Annotated in this window: 20 protein-coding genes; 2 read left to right on the top strand and 18 right to left on the bottom strand. The window is 38.0% G+C overall.

Features of this window, described 5'->3' with window-relative positions; genetic code table 11:
- The 5 genes from tnpA to rpsU form a co-directional block, all read right to left on the bottom strand.
- On the bottom strand, positions 1-374 hold a 374-nt coding region (gene tnpA / locus GMB86_RS10895), incomplete at its 3' end, for an IS200/IS605 family transposase (RefSeq protein ID WP_155219736.1).
- A gap of 500 nt (positions 375-874) precedes the next feature.
- A complete protein-coding gene (locus tag GMB86_RS10890) occupies positions 875-1,372 on the bottom strand; it encodes a hypothetical protein (protein ID WP_155219733.1) in 498 nt (165 codons plus the stop codon).
- Between the two features lie 207 nt (positions 1,373-1,579).
- Positions 1,580-2,572: a flotillin-like protein FloA gene (floA, locus tag GMB86_RS10885; RefSeq protein WP_155219729.1), complete on the bottom strand. Its 993-nt coding sequence runs from the start codon at positions 2,570-2,572 to the stop codon at positions 1,580-1,582.
- 197 nt (positions 2,573-2,769) lie between these two features.
- Complete coding sequence (locus tag GMB86_RS10880; RefSeq protein ID WP_155219727.1) at positions 2,770-3,210, bottom strand: GatB/YqeY domain-containing protein; 441 nt, start codon at positions 3,208-3,210, stop codon at positions 2,770-2,772.
- 15 nt (positions 3,211-3,225) lie between these two features.
- Entirely contained in the window at positions 3,226-3,402 is a 177-nt protein-coding gene (rpsU, locus tag GMB86_RS10875; RefSeq protein WP_132742901.1) for a 30S ribosomal protein S21, read from the bottom strand.
- Between the two features lie 317 nt (positions 3,403-3,719).
- On the opposite strand from rpsU, the gene GMB86_RS10870 reads away from it, so the two are divergent.
- Positions 3,720-4,658, top strand: a complete 939-nt coding sequence (locus GMB86_RS10870; RefSeq protein WP_155219724.1) for a Na/Pi symporter — start codon at positions 3,720-3,722, stop codon at positions 4,656-4,658.
- Between the two features lie 68 nt (positions 4,659-4,726).
- On the opposite strand, the gene deoC is transcribed toward GMB86_RS10870, so the two are convergent.
- From deoC to gpr, 12 genes are all read right to left on the bottom strand, one after another.
- Positions 4,727-5,395 (bottom strand): deoxyribose-phosphate aldolase, encoded by a 669-nt coding sequence (deoC, locus tag GMB86_RS10865; protein ID WP_155219749.1) that lies wholly within the window; start codon positions 5,393-5,395, stop codon positions 4,727-4,729.
- A 55-nt stretch (positions 5,396-5,450) separates the two neighbouring features.
- Positions 5,451-6,812: a tRNA (N(6)-L-threonylcarbamoyladenosine(37)-C(2))-methylthiotransferase MtaB gene (gene mtaB, locus GMB86_RS10860; RefSeq protein ID WP_155219721.1), complete on the bottom strand. Its 1,362-nt coding sequence runs from the start codon at positions 6,810-6,812 to the stop codon at positions 5,451-5,453.
- Complete coding sequence (locus GMB86_RS10855; protein ID WP_155219719.1) at positions 6,813-7,580, bottom strand: 16S rRNA (uracil(1498)-N(3))-methyltransferase; 768 nt, start codon at positions 7,578-7,580, stop codon at positions 6,813-6,815.
- The gene (gene prmA, locus GMB86_RS10850; protein ID WP_155219715.1) at positions 7,580-8,524 is read right to left on the bottom strand and encodes a 50S ribosomal protein L11 methyltransferase; all 945 of its coding nucleotides are present in this window, start codon (positions 8,522-8,524) and stop codon (positions 7,580-7,582) included. Before prmA ends, GMB86_RS10855 begins: the two co-directional genes overlap by 1 nt.
- Positions 8,525-8,539: 15 nt before the next feature.
- The gene (gene dnaJ / locus GMB86_RS10845) at positions 8,540-9,664 is read right to left on the bottom strand and encodes a molecular chaperone DnaJ (protein WP_155219712.1); all 1,125 of its coding nucleotides are present in this window, start codon (positions 9,662-9,664) and stop codon (positions 8,540-8,542) included.
- Between the two features lie 172 nt (positions 9,665-9,836).
- Positions 9,837-11,672, bottom strand: coding sequence for a molecular chaperone DnaK (dnaK, locus tag GMB86_RS10840; protein WP_155219710.1), 1,836 nt, complete (start codon positions 11,670-11,672; stop codon positions 9,837-9,839).
- 202 nt (positions 11,673-11,874) lie between these two features.
- Positions 11,875-12,480 (bottom strand): nucleotide exchange factor GrpE, encoded by a 606-nt coding sequence (grpE, locus tag GMB86_RS10835; RefSeq protein ID WP_155219707.1) that lies wholly within the window; start codon positions 12,478-12,480, stop codon positions 11,875-11,877.
- 50 nt (positions 12,481-12,530) lie between these two features.
- Complete coding sequence (hrcA, locus tag GMB86_RS10830) at positions 12,531-13,553, bottom strand: heat-inducible transcriptional repressor HrcA (protein WP_155219746.1); 1,023 nt, start codon at positions 13,551-13,553, stop codon at positions 12,531-12,533.
- An 86-nt stretch (positions 13,554-13,639) separates the two neighbouring features.
- Positions 13,640-14,764 (bottom strand): radical SAM family heme chaperone HemW, encoded by a 1,125-nt coding sequence (gene hemW, locus GMB86_RS10825; RefSeq protein WP_329602883.1) that lies wholly within the window; start codon positions 14,762-14,764, stop codon positions 13,640-13,642.
- Positions 14,765-14,884: 120 nt separating this feature from the next.
- Positions 14,885-16,705: a translation elongation factor 4 gene (gene lepA, locus GMB86_RS10820; RefSeq protein WP_155219702.1), complete on the bottom strand. Its 1,821-nt coding sequence runs from the start codon at positions 16,703-16,705 to the stop codon at positions 14,885-14,887.
- A 268-nt stretch (positions 16,706-16,973) separates the two neighbouring features.
- A complete protein-coding gene (locus tag GMB86_RS10815) occupies positions 16,974-17,297 on the bottom strand; it encodes a hypothetical protein (protein WP_196220198.1) in 324 nt (107 codons plus the stop codon).
- 158 nt (positions 17,298-17,455) lie between these two features.
- The gene (gene gpr, locus GMB86_RS10810; protein WP_155219697.1) at positions 17,456-18,553 is read right to left on the bottom strand and encodes a GPR endopeptidase; all 1,098 of its coding nucleotides are present in this window, start codon (positions 18,551-18,553) and stop codon (positions 17,456-17,458) included.
- A gap of 203 nt (positions 18,554-18,756) precedes the next feature.
- On the opposite strand from gpr, the gene rpsT reads away from it, so the two are divergent.
- Positions 18,757-19,023, top strand: coding sequence for a 30S ribosomal protein S20 (gene rpsT / locus GMB86_RS10805; protein WP_155219694.1), 267 nt, complete (start codon positions 18,757-18,759; stop codon positions 19,021-19,023).
- A gap of 130 nt (positions 19,024-19,153) precedes the next feature.
- Here rpsT and holA read toward each other — a convergent pair whose 3' ends face one another.
- Positions 19,154-20,179, bottom strand: a complete 1,026-nt coding sequence (gene holA, locus GMB86_RS10800; RefSeq protein ID WP_329602879.1) for a DNA polymerase III subunit delta — start codon at positions 20,177-20,179, stop codon at positions 19,154-19,156.
- Positions 20,180-20,225 lie beyond the last annotated feature (46 nt).

The raw sequence follows: 20,225 nt of genomic DNA, 5'->3' as shown, positions 1-20,225 counted from the left end.
TGGCGTATCTGTTGTTCTGTATTTTCACTTACGGTTGCGACAAAGTAACTAGGATTCCACAAATGACCACCCTGCAGTTTCTTTTTTAAGTTCGGAAACTCTTTAAATAATAATCTTGCAGAGACGCCCTTTAATGCTTTGATCATTGTTGGAATGGAATGTTGTGGCGTGCAATCAATAAGAAGATGAATATGGTCACAATCGGTTTCGATTTCTGAAATGGTAAAACCATTATCTGTGGCTATTTGATGCAGCCTCTCTTTTAATCTTACATCTATATCACCCACTAATACTTTATGGCGATATTTTACGCACCAAACAATATGGTACTGAATGGAGTAAACATATCCTCTACCATACTTAACATCTGTCAACGTTTCCACCTCATGTTAACGATAACACATGTTAAGGAATTTTAGTAGAATAAGAGCATTATATCAGTACTTTTTTGTACATATTGACTAAGCATATGTCGGATAGTTAACGTGACATAAGCCACGCCCTATCCGAAGCCGATTCATCTCATGACTAAAGTCACGAGTGTTCTCGGCTATTTCATAAAGAAATGCCCTTTCAAATTATATAGCATTATACTCTATTCGTCATTATCTAAAAAAATATGTACATCTACAAAGTTCCGTCTATATTCTTTTAAAATTCCTTGTTCAAAAAGGGGACATACTAAAAGCAAGAAGATAAGCGCGCACAGTTCCTGAGGACCGACCTTCCACAGGATGTAGTGGCTTTAGGCACCAGCCACAGGACGTGAGCGATTTTAGTTGAAGATCCTCTTAGCCAACACCGAGCATTTGGTGGCTTTTGAACTACCTCTTAATGAATGAAAAAACCAGGAGCTATTATCTCCTGGTTTCAATTAAGATTTTCTTAGTGCCTTGTGGGGGCGATAGGCGCGCGGTTTTGCAATACATTCTGCCAAAATAAAAGATTCAGCAAATTTCTTTTGATTCATAACAAATGGTCGATCTGATCGCACCCTTCGACTTTGTTTAACAGATAATCCTTTTAAAGATCCTATAGGTCTCTCTCTAAGATTTTTCTGTTTCATTTTTTCATATTGTTCTAATAAAGCCTGCCCAGAAGAGTGCTCCTCCATGACGACGGTCATTGCGGGTTGTTCTTGTTGAGGAGCTGTTTCGGAACTAATCGTCGTTACGGGCTTATCACCGGCATCTCTTGTCGTTTGACTTTCATATGTTGAGTCATAACGTTGTCTTTGCCGATTTTGTCTTTCTTTTATTCGTTTCTGCTTTTCCATACGCTGACGTTGCTCTTTATTTTGTTTATCGACTGACCTTGCCACATAACCCACAAGTGAGATAACAGCAAATATAATAAACATCGCAATTTCCATTAAATCACCTTCTTCACATAGGATGTTTATTCATCTAGAATAGGTGGTTATACCGCTGAATTGAAAGTAAAGCCCCCACCTAAAAGGGATTAAGCAATATCCATAGGTGGGGAATAACTGTTTTTAAAAGTTCGTATGATTCAATTACCTAACAGTTGTGTTGAAAAATGACCACCAATTGTTGTTTCACATGTCTCATTCAAAACTTTATTCATTGTTTTCATCGGAATTTTCTAAATTAGCTTTGCCAACCGAATTTCTCATATCTGTATCAGCTTTAATATTGTTGTAGTTCATATAATCTAGGACGCCCATTTTTCCTTCTCGTAGAGCCTGTGCCATAGCAATTGGGACTTCAGCTTCCGATTCTACAACTTTTGCCCTCATTTCTTGAACTCTAGCACGCATTTCTTGTTCTCTCGCCACCGCCATGGCTCTTCGTTCCTCCGCCTTTGCCTGCGCAATATTTTTATCAGCTTCGGCTTGTTCTGTTTGAAGATTGGCACCAATATTGTCACCAATATCAACATCAGCTATGTCTATAGAAAGAATTTCAAAGGCTGTACCTGCATCTAAACCTTTTTTTAGAACCGTTTGTGAGATGAGTTCCGGATTTTCAAGAACCACTTTATGATCCTTTGAAGAACCGATGGTTGAAACAATTCCTTCACCAACACGAGCCACAATGGTATTCTCTCCAGCACCACCAACAAGACGATCTATATTGGCTCTAACGGTAATTCTTGCCTTTGCCTTTACTTCTATCCCATTCATTGCAACCCCAGCTATATAAGGCGATTCAATGACCTTTGGATTTACACTCATTTGAACAGCTTCTAATACATCACGACCAGCTAAATCAATCGCAGCGGCTCTTTCAAACGTTAATTCAATATTTGCCCTGTGTGCAGCAATAAGGGCATTAACGACACGATCGACATTCCCTCCAGCTAGGTAATGGCTTTCAAGCTGATTTGTATTTAAATTAAGACCTGCTTTAACGGCTTTTATCAATGGGTTAATCACACGTCTTGGAACAACCCGTCGTAATCTCATCCCAATTAGCGTAAAGATACCAATTTTTACACCAGATGAAAGGGCTGATATCCAAAGTGTTACCGGTACAAACGTAAATAAAATCGCTAAGACAATAATAATGATGGCCGCTACAATTAATATACCTATGGCACTTGCGTCCATGACATCTCCTCCTCGTAATTATCTTTCGTCGTACTAAGTTTATCCTTCTTGTATACGTCAATAACCATGAAAAGGTTTCAAAGCAAAATGGTTAATCTGTGTATACCTTAATATGTAAAGTAAAATTTGTTTTATGCTTATGAAAAAATGAGCCTTGTTATATACAAGGCTCATTTCACACGAAGCAAATTCTATTATTATAATCTACTCTGAACAAGGCTACTGACTAGTTTACCGTCTGCTTTACCTTTGACTTTAGGCATAAGAGCACTCATGACTTTACCCATATCGGATTTAGACACAGCACCTATTTCAGAAATGGTTTCATCTATGATAGTCTGAAGATCGTCTTTCGACAATTGTTCAGGCATATATAAATTTACAACCTCAATTTCTTTCTGTACACCTTCAATTAAGTCTTGGCGGCCTGCATTTTCAAACTCTTGGAGGGAGTCTTTCCTCTGTTTGAGTTCACGGGATAGCACTGTCAATACATCGTCATCCGAAAGTTCTTTACCGTGTTTGATCGACTCATTAGTGATGGAAGTCTTGATCATACGAATAACAGAAAGCTTGACTTTGTCGCGATCCCTCATCGCTTGCTTTAAATCCTGGTTCAGACGATCCAAAAGGCTCATCGGAACACCCCTTTTTTAGAACTTACGTTTTTTACGTGCCGCTTCAGATTTTTTCTTGCGACGCACGCTTGGTTTTTCATAATGTTTACGTTTCTTAACTTCAGCTAATGTACCTGATTTAGAAACTGAACGTTTAAAACGTCTTAGAGCGTCTTCGATTGATTCATTTTTGCGTACTTTTGTTTCGACCATCTATGTTTCCCTCCCTCCAAAACGCAACAGCTTTAAGAGAGACATAATAATATGTCTTTTGTTATTATATCTGATTCCGCACCTTTTGTAAACTAAATGATTCCTCAATGCAGAGTCAACTCAACGTTCTGATTGAAAAAGTCTATCATTCTTAGTTTTCAATCTTAAAAACCTCGTCTACTAGAATAAACCAAAATTTTTTATTAAATCTATTAATTTGTCATGTTTTGATTCTTTACCTAATAGAATAGAACAAATCGAATAAGTACAAGTCATGGAAAGACATATTCTATTCTATGGAATTAGAGGTGACGTTTTTGACCTTCATTATCCTTACCTTTTTAGCTTACCTTTGCATTTTTTTATTTGGAATGACAATGATGAAAGTGGGTTTTCGCCATTTAGCGGGAAAATTCATTGAAGGGATTATAGAGAAATTAACGAAGCAGCCGATTAACGGATTAATTATTGGAGCCATTGCAACTATGATGTTACAAAGTAGTTCTGCTGTGACAGTTATTGCTATCGGTTTAACGGCTTCTGGATTACTCCGTTTCCCAAATACAGTAGGGATCATTCTAGGAGCGAATATTGGGACAACTGCAACCATTGAAATTGCTTCGTTCCACGTAGGATATATTCAATATATCTTTCTCGTCTTAGGCTTACTCTTAATGATTCATCCAATAAAGAAATGCTTTGCCGTTGGGGCCTGTTTATTTGGCATCGGATGTCTATTCACTTCTATGCACGGTTTTAACCAGATGGCTGAACCTCTATTTAAACTATCGTCTGTTCAGCATATCTTAATCCTATCAGATCAAAACTATCTCATTGCTATTCTAACTGGAACACTTCTTTCCGCTGTATTACAATCTAGTTCCGCTACGACATTAATTACCATGGCCTTTCTTAATCATGGTGCCCTATCGATAGGATCGGCTATTGCTGTTACATTTGGTGCCAATATAGGAACATGTGTCACGGCGTATATTGCTAGTCTAGGCAATCCTTGGGAAGCAAAATGGACGGCTTATACACACTTTCTTTTTAATGTGCTTGGCGTGATTCTTTTTTATCCTTTTATTGATTTACTTGCTGACATCACGATGAAATTAAGTCCTTCAACCGAATTTCAACTTGCTCATAGCGGGGTTTTGTTTAATTTAATAACAGCCCTTCTCGCACTACCTTTTGCTAATGTCTATGGTAGATGGGTCGAAAACAAACAGAAAACGAAGCACGTCATAGAATAATTGTTACATCTTATTGTTTATGCCATTCACTTAGTCTAATCATCAAAAACAGATCTGAGCTTATCCACTCAGATCTTTGTTTTAACAATATTAACACTACTACTTGCACCAATTCGAGATGCACCCGCTGCTACCATCGCTTCCGCCGTTTCTTTATCTCGAATTCCACCTGAAGCCTTCACGCCTTTGGATTCTCCAACAACTTCGCGCATTAATCGAACATCTTCAACCGTAGCTCCACCGCTAGAAAACCCAGTTGATGTTTTGATAAAGTCTGCCCCTGCATCGATAGCTAGTTTACTTGCTCTTTTTATTTCTTCCTTTGTTAATAGACACGTCTCTAAAATAACTTTGACAAGATTATTTTTAGCTGCTTGAACAACTGCTTGGATGTCCTCTTTTACAAGGTCATCTTGTCCATCTTTCATAGCACCAATGTTAATGACCATATCTACCTCAGTTGCTCCATCTTCAATCGCACAAGTTGTTTCAAATGCTTTGACTTTTGAAATAGACGCACCTAATGGGAATCCAATAACCGTACAGACTTTCACATCTGTTCCTTCAAGTAATGATGAAGCTTTACTTACCCATACTGGGTTAACGCAAACTGACGCAAAATGGTGTTCCTTCGCTTCATTGCATAACTTTTGAATTTGATCCAATGTGGTTTCTGGTTTAAGTGCTGTATGGTCGATCAGGTGAGCTAAATTTGTCACGATACTCCCTCTTTTCATGAAGTTTCTGTACATAGATAAGGGAATCTCCGTGAGATTCCCTTTTTTTGTTTCGTTATCCTTGAGCAATTGCTTTTGCTTCCTCAATTTGCTCATCATCCATAACTCGAACAAATTGTCCTTGATTGTATGGGTAACCCGCTTGAGTAATTTTAACTCTAACTAATTTCCCCTCTAATTCAGATGAAGCCGGGAATTTTACTTTTAAGTAATTGTCCGTGTAACCGACATATTCACCCGTGTTAGAATCCTTATTGAAAGGCTCTTCAGGGATAACTTCTAATACTTCGTTCTCATATCTCGACGCATATTCTTTAGAAAGTTGATTCGATAATGAGATAAGACGTGTGACTCGGGCGTGTTTAATTTCATCAGGAACTTGGTTTTCCATTCTAGCAGCAGGTGTTCCTGTTCGTTTTGAATATGGGAAAACGTGTAATTCGGAGAATCTAAGGTCGCGAATAAAAGCATACGTTTCTTCGAATTCTTCATCCGTTTCACCAGGAAATCCAACAATGACATCCGATGTTAAAGCAAAATCAGGTAGGGCTTTCCGTAAACGTTCAATTTTTTCCGCAAAAAAGGCCGTTGTATATTTTCTTCTCATTCGTTTCAAAATAGAATCAGATCCAGATTGCAAAGGAATATGAAGATGTCTTGCAATCACTTTGGACTTATCTATGACTTCAATCACTTCATCCGTAATTTGACTTGCTTCAATAGAGGAGATACGGATGCGTTTGAGTCCTTTTACTTTGGCTTCTAAATCCCGAAGAAGCGCAGCAAAATTATAATCTTTCATATCTTCGCCATATCCTGCTGTGTGGATACCCGTTAAAACAATCTCTTTATAACCAGCGTCAACGAGTTTTTGAGCTTGTTCAATGACAGCCTCAGGTTTACGAGATCTTAATAAACCCCTTGCCCATGGAATAATACAGAAGGTACAAAAATTGTTACATCCCTCTTGAATTTTTAGAGATGCTCGTGTTCGATCTGTGAAAGAGGGGACTTCAAGCTCTTCATAGACTCTAGCTTTCATAATGTCACTAACACCATTAATAGGTTCTCTTTCCTTTTGGTACTGTTCGATGTATCCGATCATTTTCTCTCTGTCTTGTGTGCCGACAACGATATCAACACCCGGTATGGCCATAACCTCAGCTGGTGATGTTTGTGCATAACAACCTGTTACACAAATAACGGCCGTTGGGTTTTTTCGTATAGCACGCCTGATCACTTGTCTACTTTTTTTATCACCGGTATTTGTTACTGTGCATGTATTAATCACATAGACATCTGCAGTCGATTCAAATTCTTTTCTTTCATAACCATTCTTTTCAAAAAGCTGCCAAATGGCTTCAGTTTCATAGTGATTAACTTTACAACCTAAAGTATGGAATGCAACAGATGGCATTTATTTGTTCACCTCATATAATAATTCAAAATGATAAGAAACACATGATAAGAAATAAATAGGTGCAGTCTCAGTTCTTAAAATTCGCTTACCTAAACCACAGCAAATAAAACCTGCCTGTTTGAATTGCTGAACTTCGGCAGTTGACAATCCGCCTTCAGGACCAATTACGATTAATAACTTGTCCTCAACACTTGGCGAAATTGACTTTAACAAGGTTGGCAAACCTTGTTGCTCACCTAACTTAGCCGTTTCTTCATAAGCAATGAGTTTGTTAGAAAATTTTTGACCATAGGCAATCAATTCTTTTAAATCCATTGGCTCACTGATATAGGGCACGATATCCCGATGAGACTGTTCAGCTGCTTCTTTTGCGATTTTCTCAAATCGTGTTTTCTTTTTATCCCATTTAGATGTCCATTTAGCAATCGAGCGCTCAGCTGAAAAAGGAACAAACGCATATGCCCCACATTCTGTCCCCTTTTGTACGATTGTATCAAATTTATCACCTTTTGGAATACCTTGTGCAAGGGTGATTCGGATAGGTAACTCAGCATTGTTACTCTTTTCTTCAACGAGTTTTAGAATCACATTTTGCCCCTCAAACGATTCTACCATACAATTGAATACATGACCGTCTCGATCTGCACATTGGCATAAATCGCCTATTTTCATACGCATCACTTTTTGCATATGCTTGGCATCTTCACCCATTACCGTAACATGTGTTTCTGTAAATTGTTCAGTCGGGATGAAATATTGTTGCATTAGTCTTCCCCTTTTTTGGCAATCAAAGCGACCCAATCTTCTTGCTCGATGACCTCAACAAGTGTAAAGCCTACTTTTTCTAGACATTGTCTAACTTCAAGTTCTTTTTGCTTAATAATTCCTGAAGAAATGAGAATGCCACCATTTGTTAACTTATCATAGGCATCTTCCGCTAATCGTATAACAATCTCAGCCAAAAGATTAGCAACGACAATATCATATTGTCTATCTATTCCATCTGCTAAATTATTTTGTTTTACTGACACCTTGTCTTGAACATGATTTAATTTGACATTAATTTTAGCTGATTTAACCGCCACTTCATCCAGATCAACGGCAAGAACAGACTCTACACCAAGCTTAGCCGCCGCAATAGACAGTACACCAGTTCCGGTACCTACGTCCAAGACATGATCAGAGTCTTTCAAGTACTTCTCTAGGGCTTGAATGCAAAGCACCGTCGTCGGATGAGTTCCTGTACCAAAGGCCATACCCGGGTCTAGTTCTATAATCTTCTCACCTTCAAATTGTGGCTTGTACTCTTCCCATGTTGGTGTAATCGTGATGTGATCAGTTAGCCGCACAGGTTTGTAGTATTTTTTCCAAGCTGTTGCCCACTCTTCTTCATTCACTTCACTGATCGTGATGGTGTTGTCACCTAGGTCAATATCATAGACAAACAAGTTGTTAATCGATTGTTTTATTTCTTCAACCGTTTCTCCTAAAAAACTATTAACAGGCAAATAGGCCTTTATATTAACACCTTCTTCAGGATAATCGGACGGATTAAGATCATACACCTCTGAAAACTCTTGCGGCCAATCTTTTACTAAATCAAGCGGATCTTCAATCACTACTCCGCTTGATCCAGCTTCATGAAGGATATTGGTAATGGCTTCAACAGCTTCCTGTGTTGTATGAATGCAAATTTCTGACCACTTCATGACATCCCCCACATTCTATTCTGCTTTAAATGCACGTTTGACTTTTGAAAAGAAAGTATCGTTGTTTGCATCATCTAATGGTTTTCCACTTAAATCTGCTAACTTTTTATAAAGCTCTCGTTCTTCATCAGAAAGGTTTTTAGGCGTGACAACTTTTACTGTCACATGTTGATCCCCTTGACCATACCCTCTAACATTCTTAATTCCTTTACCTTTTAATCTAAAATGCGTACCGGTTTGTGTACCAGCCGGAATTTTCAGTTTGACTTTTCCACGGAGTGTAGGGACTTCAATTTCATCCCCAAGTGTCACTTGTGCAAAGTTAAGTGGAATGTCAATATGAATATCATCGCCGTCCCGCTCAAAGAATTTATGTGCTTTTACGCGGAATACAACATATAAGTCTCCTGCAGGACCCCCATTGACACCTGGCTCTCCTTGACCTGATAAACGAATTTGTTGACCATCATCAATACCTTCTGGGATCGTTACATGTATTTTACGTCTCTTTTTCACTTTACCCGTGCCGCCGCATGTCGCACATTTATTTTTAATAATTTTACCTGTTCCATGACAATAGTTACATACTCTTCGATTCACAACTCGGCCAAAAGGTGTGGTCTGTTCAACATTTAATTGACCTGAACCGTGACAGTGTGAACATGTTTCTGGTTTGGTACCTGGTTTAGCTCCAGAACCATGACAGGTTTTACACTCTTCTTCTTTTGGTACTTCGATATCCGTTTCTTTACCAAAAGCAGCTTCTTCAAATTCAAGAGTCATTGTATATTGAAGATCTGAACCTTGCTGAGGTGCGTTTGGATCGCGTTGACGACCGCCGCCACCGAAAAACATATCGAAAATATCACCGAATCCACCAAAATCTGCTCCGCCAAAGCCTTGACCACCAAAGCCTTGATTTGGATCCGTATGTCCAAATTGATCATAATGGGCTTTTTTCTGAGGATCACTTAATGTTTCATAGGCTTCTTTGACTTCCTTAAACTTTTCTGGTGCATCTTTATCTTTATTTACGTCTGGATGGTATTTTCGAGCTAGTTTTCGATAAGCTTTTTTTATCTCATCTTTTCCAGCGTTTTTATCTACGCCAAGAACGTCATAATAATCCCGTTTACTCATCAAATCACTCCCGAAATAGCTTTCACATAAATTAAATCATAACATCAATGACTTCATATAAGCAAGAAAAAGCCAAAGCCAAGAATATCTGCCTGACTTTGACTTTTCCCGTCGTTCTACCTATCTTTTTGGGTTAAATAACATCCCACTTCCCAGCTACTAGGACGTGTACTTATTTACCCTCTTTATCGTCTTTTACTTCTTCATATTCAGCGTCAACGACATCATCTGCTTTATTTGATGCTGAATCACCCGTACCTTTTGCTGCCTCGGCATCTTTTGCTGCTTGTTCATATAATTTTACAGAAAGTTGTTGAACAACTTCTTGGAGTTCATCTTTTGCTGATTTAATCGCTTCAGTGTCAGAACCCTCAAGTGCTTTTTTCAATTTATCTTTTGCTTCTTCCGCTTTGGCTTTTTCAGATTGGTCAACTTTATCACCGAGATCTTTGATTGTTTTTTCTGTAGTGAAGATAAGTTGATCAGCTTCGTTACGAAGATCCACTTCTTCCCGGCGAGCTTTATCTGCTTCAGCGTTCTCTTCAGCATCTTTAACCATTTTTTCAATTTCTTCATCACTTAAACCTGAAGATGATTTGATGGTAATGGATTGTTCTTTATTTGTTCCTTTATCGACAGCTTTTACATTTACGATACCGTTAGCATCAATTTCAAATGATACTTCGATTTGTGGGATACCTCGTGGAGCTGGTGGAATATCCGTAAGTTGGAAACGGCCCAATGTTTTGTTATCTGCTGCCATTTCACGTTCACCTTGAAGAACGTGGATATCAACAGCCGTTTGATTATCCGCTGCTGTTGAGAAAACTTGAGATTTACTTGTTGGGATCGTCGTATTACGATCAATCAATCGTGTGAATACGCCGCCCATTGTTTCAATACCAAGAGACAACGGTGTTACATCTAGAAGAACGACGTCTTTTACATCACCAGCAAGTACCCCACCTTGAATAGCTGCCCCAAGAGCAACAACTTCATCAGGATTGACACCTTTATGTGGTTCTTTACCTGTTAAGTTTTTAATTGCTTCTTGTACAGCTGGAATACGAGTTGATCCACCTACAAGGATAACTTTATCGATTTCACTCGACGTAAGATCTGCATCAGATAAAGCTTGACGAACAGGACCCATTGTTCTTTCCACAAGATCACTTGTTAATTCTTCAAATTTAGCACGAGTTAAAGTGACTTCAAGGTGTTTTGGACCCGTTGCATCAGCTGAAATAAATGGCAATGAAATTTGTGTTTGTGTTACACCAGAAAGATCTTTTTTCGCTTTTTCAGCAGCATCTTTCAAGCGTTGAAGAGCCATTTTATCATTTGAAAGATCTATGCCATTTTCATTTTTGAATTCTTGAACAAGATAGTCGATGATGGCTTGGTCAAAGTCATCGCCACCTAAGTGGTTATCTCCAGCTGTGGATTTAACTTCAAAGATGCCATCGCCAAGTTCGAGTACGGATACGTCAAATGTACCACCACCAAGGTCAAAAACAAGGATGGTTTGATCTTCGCCTTTTTCTAGACCATAAGCAAGCGCTGCTGCCGTAGGTTCGTTGATAATACGAAGGACATCAAGACCTGCAATCTTACCTGCGTCTTTCGTAGCTTGTCTTTGAGCATCATTAAAGTAAGCTGGTACTGTGATAACAGCTTGATCTACCGTGTCACCAAGATAAGCTTCTGCGTCAGCTTTTAATTTTTGTAAGATAATAGCTGAAATTTCTTGAGGCGTGTATTTTTTGCCTTCAACTTCAACTTTGTAATCGGTACCCATGTGTCTTTTGATTGAAATAATGGTATTAGGATTGGTTACCGCTTGACGTTTTGCCACCTCACCGACTTGGCGTTCACCATTTTTAAACGCAACGACAGATGGTGTCGTACGATTTCCCTCTGGGTTTGGAATGACGGTCGATTCGCCGCCTTCCATAACTGCTACACATGAATTTGTGGTTCCTAAGTCAATACCAATAATTTTTCCCATGATAAGTTTTCCTCCTATATCCTTATTCTGATCAACTATGAGCTTTCCGAAATCCTATGATACTGCTTCACTTTATTATAAATACCGTATCTTCGAGTATTCTCGAGCGCAGCGCCAAATATGTAGTAGAACTGGCGCTGCGATAGGACTTCGCGTCATAGCCAGTAGTCGTTAAATATTTAATACTCTATAAAATATAAAATTAAGAACTTACCTTGACCATTGCAGGTCGAACAACTCGACCATTTAACGTATAACCTGCTTGGAGCACTTCTACAACGGTATTTGACTCGTGTTCGCTGCTTTCTACTTGCATCACAGCTTGGTGTAAGTTGGGATCAAACGGTTGGTTTGCCGCTTCAATCTCTTCAACACCTTCTTTTTTCAATGCTTCTTGGAGTTGACGTAAAACCATCTCCATTCCTTGCTTAAGGTTTTCTGCGTCAGCTGATTCAGCCTGCACAGACAAGGCACGCTGAAAATTGTCAATAACCGGCAATACCTCTGTAACGAGATCTTGAGAGCGAAATTTTCGAGCTTGTATTTTTTCTTCATTTGATCGACGTTTGAAGTTTTCAAAGTCAGCCTGAGCTCTCAAGTATCGACTATTTAACTCTTCTTTCTCTTTGGCTAAGTTTTCTAATTGTGCTTGTTGTTCAGCTAGTTTTGCTTGCAGAGCCTCTGCATCTTCTTCAACAGTTTCTACTGGCTCCTCTTGGGCAGCGTTCGTTTCCTCATTTTTTACTTCTTCATTGTTTTCTTCAATGATTTCTTCTTTGATATCTTCTGCATTATTTTGGTTAGCCATGTGTTCACCTCCTATAAGGATACAGACAAATTCTAGTTTTAAAAACAACCCTAATAATTTGAATTCAAATTATTAGTTAAGCTTTTTGAAATAATATCGAGCAACGTAACGACTCTTGGATAAGCCATACGTTTTGGCCCAATGACGGCTACTGTACCAACATGTTCAGAATCAACTGAATAGGTCGTCGTAATCACACTGCAATCTTCAATAGCAACAAGTTTATTTTCTTTACCTATCTTAATTTGAATACCCGATTTAGGTGATCTTAACAACCCATGGATGAGGTCTTTTTTCTCTAAAACGTTGAGAAGCGGGATCACTTTATTGATATCACGAAATTCGGGTTGCGATAGAATATTATTTTTCCCACCATAATAAATTTGATCTGGTCCATTTACTGAAAGCGCATGTTCAATTTCTATCATCATGCGTTCATAATGGTGGATGTGTTCATTTAATACAGCATGAATTTCTTGTTGCAGGCGAACTTTCAACTGATACAACGGTACTCCGATTAAGCGTTCATTTAAAATGTTAACCATTCTTTCGATTTCTGATCCATTAACCTCATCTGGAAGTGCTACAACACGATTTTCGACATGTCCTGTATCAGTGACAATGATTAACACCGCGCGATTCTCTGATAGACGAATCATTTGGATATGCTTTAACTTCGTATCAAGCAGTTCTGGACCAAGAACAATGGCCGTACAGTTCGTAAAGTCTGATAAAATTTGAGCTGTCGTTTCAATCAATTTCTCAGCTTCATAATATCGTTCAGTATAGGCTTTCCTAATGTTTCGCATTTCATCGTCGGAAAGCAGAATGGGCGATAATAGATGATCGACGTAGAAACGGTAGCCTTTCTCAGACGGAATCCGTCCAGAGGATAAATGGGTTTTTTCAAGGAACCCCATCTCTTCCAGATCAGCTAGTTCATTACGTATCGTCGCTGGGCTAAAATGGATATCCTCACGCTTAGATATCGATCTGGAACCAATTGGTTCAGCAGAGAGTATATAGTCATCAACAAGAACTTGCAACAAAAACAACTGACGTTCTGTTAACATCTTTATCACCTCTGTTAGCACTCCTTGTTAACGAGTGCTAATTCTACAATAAAATTTATCAATTATTGAACCGTTTGTCAAACGGTTTACCCTATTAAAAATGAACTAAATACATCATTACCTAAAAATAATCCCTCATGGGTCAATGCCACTCTATCTTCATCTTCTTCAAGGAGGCCTTTTTGCTTCAAATCTTTGATCGTTCCATTATAAATACTATTCAATTGACGACCAAACTTTTCATAAAAGTGTTGTTTATTAACGCCTTGTTTCATTCTTAAACCAAGAAACATCTCTTCTTCAATGGCTTCAGTAATGGATACTTGATGTGTCGCTGTACACGCATGTCCGCGTTTATTAACGCGTTGTATATATTTATTGATAGGTCCGCTATTTACCACACGCTGACCATATATATAACCATGAGAACCTGCTCCAAACCCATAATAGGGTTCATTCTGCCAATATATGGAGTTATGTCTGCTTTCAAATCCTGGTTTTGCGAAGTTGCTAATTTCATAATGAGAAAAGCCTTTTTCTTCAAGTGTTCGGATCAATGTTTCAAACATCTGAGCTTCCAACTCTTGGCCAGGCAACGTTAACTTCCCTTTTTTCAACCGGTTAAAAAAAATGGTTTTGGGTTCAATTTGAAGAGAATAAATCGAAATATGTTCCGTTTGTAACTTAAGAGCTTCCTGAATCGACGATATAAGCATATCTTCCGTTTGATTGGGTAAACCAAACATGAGGTCAATGGAGATATTTTCAAATCCGGCCTTTTTTGCCTCTTCAACCGCTTTTGCAGCGTCATCAGGATGATGTATGCGTCCTATGTTTTCTAGTATCTCATCCTGAAAGGTTTGAACACCAATACTTAATCTTGTAACCCCGTTTTCTTTCATCAAATGAAGTTTTTCTGGTGTAACGTTTTCAGGGTTTGCTTCGACTGTATATTCTATAATACTTTCATTTAACAAGTATTTTTTCACTATCTTTAACAATCGATTAAATTGTTGAGTATCTAATGCTGTTGGAGTCCCGCCACCGATGTAAATCGTTTCAAGATTTGGGTGACTCCCAGACCGTGCTATTTCCTTTTCAAGAGCATCTAAATAATCATCGACGGGCTGATTTTTTATAAAAACTTTATTAAAATCGCAGTAATAACAAATGTGTTCACAAAATGGTATATGAATATAAGCGCCTTTAATCATGCAAGACTCCTTCTCTATAAGCCGTGCCATTACAACATAACAGGCTCCCTACTAAAGATACCCGGCGGTAACACTCACCGTCGGGATTTGTGATCGTCTATATCATTCTATCATCAATCAATCCTCATTAATACGAAGGACGGCCATAAAGGCTTCTTGAGGAACCTCAACTCGACCAACTGTTTTCATTCTTTTTTTGCCTTCTTTTTGTTTTTCAAGTAACTTTCTTTTCCTTGAAATGTCACCGCCATAACATTTTGCAAGGACATTTTTTCTTAAAGCTTTAATAGTAGATCTGGCTATTATTTTTTGCCCAATAGCCGCTTGGATAGGAACCTCAAATTGTTGTCGTGGGATCAGTTCTTTCAATTTTTCAACAATCGCTTTTCCTCGCTCATAAGCAAAATCTTGGTGAACAATAAGGGATAAAGCATCGATTTTTTCATTATTTAACAAGATATCCATTTTGACTAATTTCGATGGTCTATTACCTAAAAACTCATAATCAAGCGAAGCATACCCTTTTGTACTTGACTTCAATTGATCAAAGAAATCATAGACAATTTCTGACAATGGCAAATGGTAAATGATATTAACCCGATTTTCACTTAAGTAAACCATATCAATGAAGTCACCCCGTTTTCCTTGACAGAGCTCCATCACTGGGCCTACAAAATCATTTGGCGTCATGATCGTGGCTTTAACAAACGGTTCTTCAATTGATTCTATCTCTTTTTTTTCTGGCATTTTTGAAGGATTGTCGACGCGATGAGACTCTCCATCTACCGTTTCAATTTGATAAATAACACTCGGAGCTGTGGTGATTAAATCGATGCCAAATTCACGTTCAATCCGTTCTTGAATGATTTCCATGTGCAGCAAGCCAAGAAACCCACATCTAAACCCAAATCCTAGCGCTTCAGATGTTTCTGGCTCATATTGAAGAGCCGAATCGTTTAATTCTAAGCGTTCCAATGCCTCACGTAAATCATTATATTTACTCGAATCGATGGGATATAAACCGCAATACACCATTGGGTTCATTTTCCGATACCCAGGTAGCTGTTCAGCTGCCGGTTTTATTGCATTGGTAATCGTGTCACCAACATGAACGTCTTTTACATTTTTGATGGATGCCGTTAGAAAACCTACATCCCCTACCGATAGTTCATCTCTCATCACTATTTTCGGAGTCGATACGCCAAGCTCTATGACTTCAAAGGTTTTATCTGTTGCCATCATCTTAATTTTATCTCCGACCCTAACCGTTCCTTCGACAATTCGAATGTAGGCAACAACACCACGGTATGGATCATACATGGAATCAAAAATAAGGGCTTTTAAAGGTGCATTTGGATCCCCTTGGGGAGATGGAACCTTTTCAACAATTTGTTCCAATATATCTTTAATGCCAATCCCTGCTTTTGCCGAGGCTAAGACACTGTCTGATGCATCAAGGCCAATAACATCCTCGATTTCTTGTCTCACTCGTTCAGGTTCAGCATTAGGTAAGTCAATCTTATTTATAACTGGGATAATTTCCAAATCATTTTCAAGAGCAAGGTATACATTGGCTAGTGTCTGGGCTTCAATGCCTTGCGCAGCGTCTACAATAAGAAGAGCGCCTTCACAAGCAGCCAAACTTCGAGACACTTCATATGTAAAATCGACATGGCCCGGTGTATCAATCAAATGAAAAGTATACGTTTCTCCATCTTTCGCTTTATAAGCCAATTGAACAGCATTTAATTTTATCGTAATGCCACGTTCTCTTTCAAGATCCATTGCATCCAGCATTTGTGCTTTCATTTCCCTTTTTGTTAGGGCACTTGTCTCTTCTAAAATGCGATCAGCCAAGGTAGACTTTCCATGATCAATATGCGCAATAATTGAAAAGTTTCTAATTCTAGATTGGCGGTTATTTGTATTCTCTGACATCTCTATCACTCCTACTGGTATGCAAAACACAATACATAATCGATTATATCAAGGGACATGATTCGTTTCAATATTGGGCTGATCTTTGGTTAATGAGGAATTAAGAAAATGACCTAAGACTACCTAACTTTATTAAACGTCAGTTTTTGTAGAAACTCCTATCTACGTGATGCAAATGCCCCACCATTTTTTCGTTTTTTATTAACATGGTTTTCTGCCTTACATTAACAAATTGGAAATGAAAAAGCTCCCTTTTCATTTGGGAGCTTTACAAGAATAGCTGTGAAAATAAGTGAACCGTACTGCTTGCCACGTTCATCCCTTTCTTTGTAACAGTTGAGATACTATTTGATAGATGATCCCCTAAATGGGGAGATTGATTTCCCTCTTTTTTCTCCAATTGTTTCATTCGATCTGTGACTGATTCACCATTGGCATTTTGAGTCGATGTTGGTAGAGTTGTTGGTATCGTTAGATCTAGATTTATAGGACGCTGATTTTCAGGGACTTTTATTTCTTTCGTTGTGACGCCTTGTTTTGCCGTTACCATACCGTACACAATGCAAAAACTAAGGACCATAGCAGTGAGCATTATTTTAACAAAAAAATGTTTCATGAGCCTCTCCTCTTTAGACATTTTTTATTTTTATTTTATTAAAAATTAAACGTTGGTTAACACATCAAATCAATCATTTCCAAACAGCTTGTCCCACTTACACGTTTGTCTATATCTATGCATAAAACTAAAATTTAATGCGTATAATGGCCCATATTTTCTTGATTTACATCCGTATGCAAAGACGTATTTAATCCGCCAGCAATAATATTAGCCATATCTTCTATAAAATCATCCACTTCTTTTGGTGTGACCATAAGATTATGTCCAGTTGGGCCGAGAACTTCTCGAATAAGTTGCACTTTTTCCTCATCTGGCAATGTCCCAACAACACCTAAAAAAGAGGCTCGGTGTTCTGGACTAGGTAAATCTTCTTCCGTATATTTCTTCTTTTCACCAAAATTAAGCCAAGATGGTGTTAAAGCTTTTGATGGTTTTTGGTTTTTCATTTCATGTCCCAGATGTTTTAATATCAAATCTAGGGCATCACTTGTAATCGTGACCGCATCGACAACTGTCGGTATTCCGATAGCTATGACGGGAATCCCCAGTGTATCTTTGTTCAATTCCTTCCGATTATTTCCGACTCCTGAACCCGGGTGAATACCTGCATCAGATATTTGAATCGTTGTATTTACACGTTCGATTGATCTTGATGCCAAAGAATCAACGGCGATGACAAAATCTGGTTTTGACTTTTCAATAATCCCTAAAATGATGTCGCTTGTTTCAATACCTGTAATCCCCATAACTCCAGGTGATATGGCACTTACGGAACGAAACCCTTCTTTTACATTTTGTGGCTGCAAATCAAATAGGTGTTTTGTTATTAGTATGTTTTCGACCGTACTCGGACCTAGTGCGTCAGGTGTTACGTTCCAGTTTCCTAACCCAACGACAAGACAACTCATTTCTTTGGTAACGTTAATATCTTGTAAAAATTGAGCAAACTCTTTAGCAAATGTTTTTTCCACTTTTTCTTGAAATTCGGTATCTTGATTTCGTAAATTATGAGCTTCCAATGTGAGATATCGGCCAGGTTTTTTACCTAATGTTTTTGAAGCATCTGAATCAATTGTCATATGTGTGATTCGAATGCCTTCAATTTCATTCTCTTTGATCGTCAATCCGTGAATAGGATGTGCGGGTTCTTGTTCAGTGACCATTTCACGAGCTTCAACGGCTAAATCCGTTCTTACTTTATATTGGCTTAAATCAAGTTTTTCAGGCATAATCATTCCCCTTTCGAATAAAACGTGCTATATTTACAACGATCATTTTTATAAAAAAAAGACAATGAGAATTCAGGTTAAACAATCAATCTTAAACTAGTATCATTTTTGCCTTTTTTAACTTTTTTCATTCATATTGCAAAACCCCTATGTGTTTGGTACAATATTCATTGTCAATTAATGTGCCTCAAGGAGGTGAAAGTATGCCTAATATTAAATCCGCAATCAAACGTGTGAAAAAAAGCGATGCTAATCGTCAACATAATATCATGTTCAAATCTGCCATGCGTACATCAATTAAAAACTTTAACGCATCTATAGATGCTAAAGATGTTGAAGCTGCAAAAGAAACTTATCTCGTAGCAACAAAAAAAATTGATAAAGCAGCAACAAAAGGTTTGATTCACAAAAATAAAGCATCACGTGAAAAATCACGTTTAACCAAAAAATTAAACGAATTAACGGCTTAATATGCGTATTTGTTTTCTTAATACAAAAAAGAGGTTTCCCCTTAAATGGAAACCTCTTTTTTGTATTTTAAGTAAGGATAAATGGAACTAGGCCTTTGCCTGCGCCTTATACGCGAGTTTTCTTTATATGTTAAGCACCTTTTGCCGTGCTGTGAATAAACAATTCCAGAGCAAGACGTTTATCCATGCCCCCCGTTTTCATTTGATAATCTGTCTCTGTACACTTCGTAAGTACATATTCTAGCCATTTTAAATCAAAGTGCTTTGCTTGTTGGCTGGCCAGTTTGACAGCGTAAGGATGGACGCCAATTTTAGATGCAATATTTTGTTGTGTGTAACCATCTTTTTGATAAAGACCCACTTGATAGACGATCCTTATTTGTCTGGTTATTAAAGCGAGAAGCTTGATAGGATCTTCTTTTTGTTTGATTAAATCGGATAATAATTGAAGGGCTTCTCTTCTTTTATTTGCAAGGACTTGATCCACAAGAAGGAAAACGTTACTTTCTAGAGATCTAGATGCAAGAGATAAGACCACTCCTTGATCAATCTCCTGATCTGTTCCGTAGCAATAAAAAGCACATTTTTTCACTTCATTTGCTAGTTGCATTAGGTTAGGGCCAATAAAAGCCATCAATTGATCATGACCTTCTTTTGTGTACCTAACACCTAATTTAGATGCTATCGACGACAATAAATCATAGATGAATCGATCTCCAAGTTGGGATAATTCAACGATTTGTCCCTTTTTTTCAATCATTTTAACGATTTTTTTTCGTTTATCCAGTTTTTCATGAAATAGTGGAATAATCATAACTGTATCAGGTGATGGTAATTCAAGGTAAGCTTCAAATCGTTTAAGATCATGCTCTACTTTTACTTTTGGTTTTGAACCTGTTAAGAAATAGGCATTCTCCAAAATAACCACTCGTTTTTCACCAAAAAAAGGGAGAGTTTCGGCGTCTTCAATACCAACTTGTACGGAAGTCTCTAACATATCGTAACTCGATAAGTTAACTTCCATTTCTTCTTCAGATAAAGCTTCCTTTATGATTGTTTTTTTCATATGTTGTATAAGATACTCTTGGCTTCCGAATAATAAGTAAATTGGAGCAAGAGGCTTTTGTATGGATAAATCTTTCTTTGTTATAGACACTCACATTCGCTCCCCTCTTCCCATTCACTTTATCGCAAATTGTCTT

Origin of the sequence: Terrilactibacillus tamarindi (genome assembly GCF_009718825.1) — a bacterium.
Lineage (GTDB): Bacteria > Bacillota > Bacilli > Bacillales > Sporolactobacillaceae > Terrilactibacillus > Terrilactibacillus tamarindi.
Note: the sequence above shows the minus strand (reverse complement) of the source record. Positions and strands in the feature narration are given on the sequence as shown.

Coding starts and splice junctions, on each gene's coding strand:
- GMB86_RS10890 (WP_155219733.1), bottom strand. CDS start 1,372: ATGGAAATTGCGATGTTTATTATATTTGCTGTTATCTCACTTGTGGGT.
- floA (WP_155219729.1), bottom strand. CDS start 2,572: ATGGACGCAAGTGCCATAGGTATATTAATTGTAGCGGCCATCATTATT.
- GMB86_RS10880 (WP_155219727.1), bottom strand. CDS start 3,210: ATGAGCCTTTTGGATCGTCTGAACCAGGATTTAAAGCAAGCGATGAGG.
- rpsU (WP_132742901.1), bottom strand. CDS start 3,402: ATGGTCGAAACAAAAGTACGCAAAAATGAATCAATCGAAGACGCTCTA.
- deoC (WP_155219749.1), bottom strand. CDS start 5,395: ATGAAAAGAGGGAGTATCGTGACAAATTTAGCTCACCTGATCGACCAT.
- mtaB (WP_155219721.1), bottom strand. CDS start 6,812: ATGCCATCTGTTGCATTCCATACTTTAGGTTGTAAAGTTAATCACTAT.
- GMB86_RS10855 (WP_155219719.1), bottom strand. CDS start 7,580: ATGCAACAATATTTCATCCCGACTGAACAATTTACAGAAACACATGTT.
- prmA (WP_155219715.1), bottom strand. CDS start 8,524: ATGAAGTGGTCAGAAATTTGCATTCATACAACACAGGAAGCTGTTGAA.
- dnaJ (WP_155219712.1), bottom strand. CDS start 9,664: ATGAGTAAACGGGATTATTATGACGTTCTTGGCGTAGATAAAAACGCT.
- dnaK (WP_155219710.1), bottom strand. CDS start 11,672: ATGGGAAAAATTATTGGTATTGACTTAGGAACCACAAATTCATGTGTA.
- grpE (WP_155219707.1), bottom strand. CDS start 12,480: ATGGCTAACCAAAATAATGCAGAAGATATCAAAGAAGAAATCATTGAA.
- hrcA (WP_155219746.1), bottom strand. CDS start 13,553: ATGTTAACAGAACGTCAGTTGTTTTTGTTGCAAGTTCTTGTTGATGAC.
- lepA (WP_155219702.1), bottom strand. CDS start 16,705: ATGTCAGAGAATACAAATAACCGCCAATCTAGAATTAGAAACTTTTCA.
- GMB86_RS10815 (WP_196220198.1), bottom strand. CDS start 17,297: ATGCTCACTGCTATGGTCCTTAGTTTTTGCATTGTGTACGGTATGGTA.
- gpr (WP_155219697.1), bottom strand. CDS start 18,553: ATGCCTGAAAAACTTGATTTAAGCCAATATAAAGTAAGAACGGATTTA.
- rpsT (WP_155219694.1), top strand. CDS start 18,757: ATGCCTAATATTAAATCCGCAATCAAACGTGTGAAAAAAAGCGATGCT.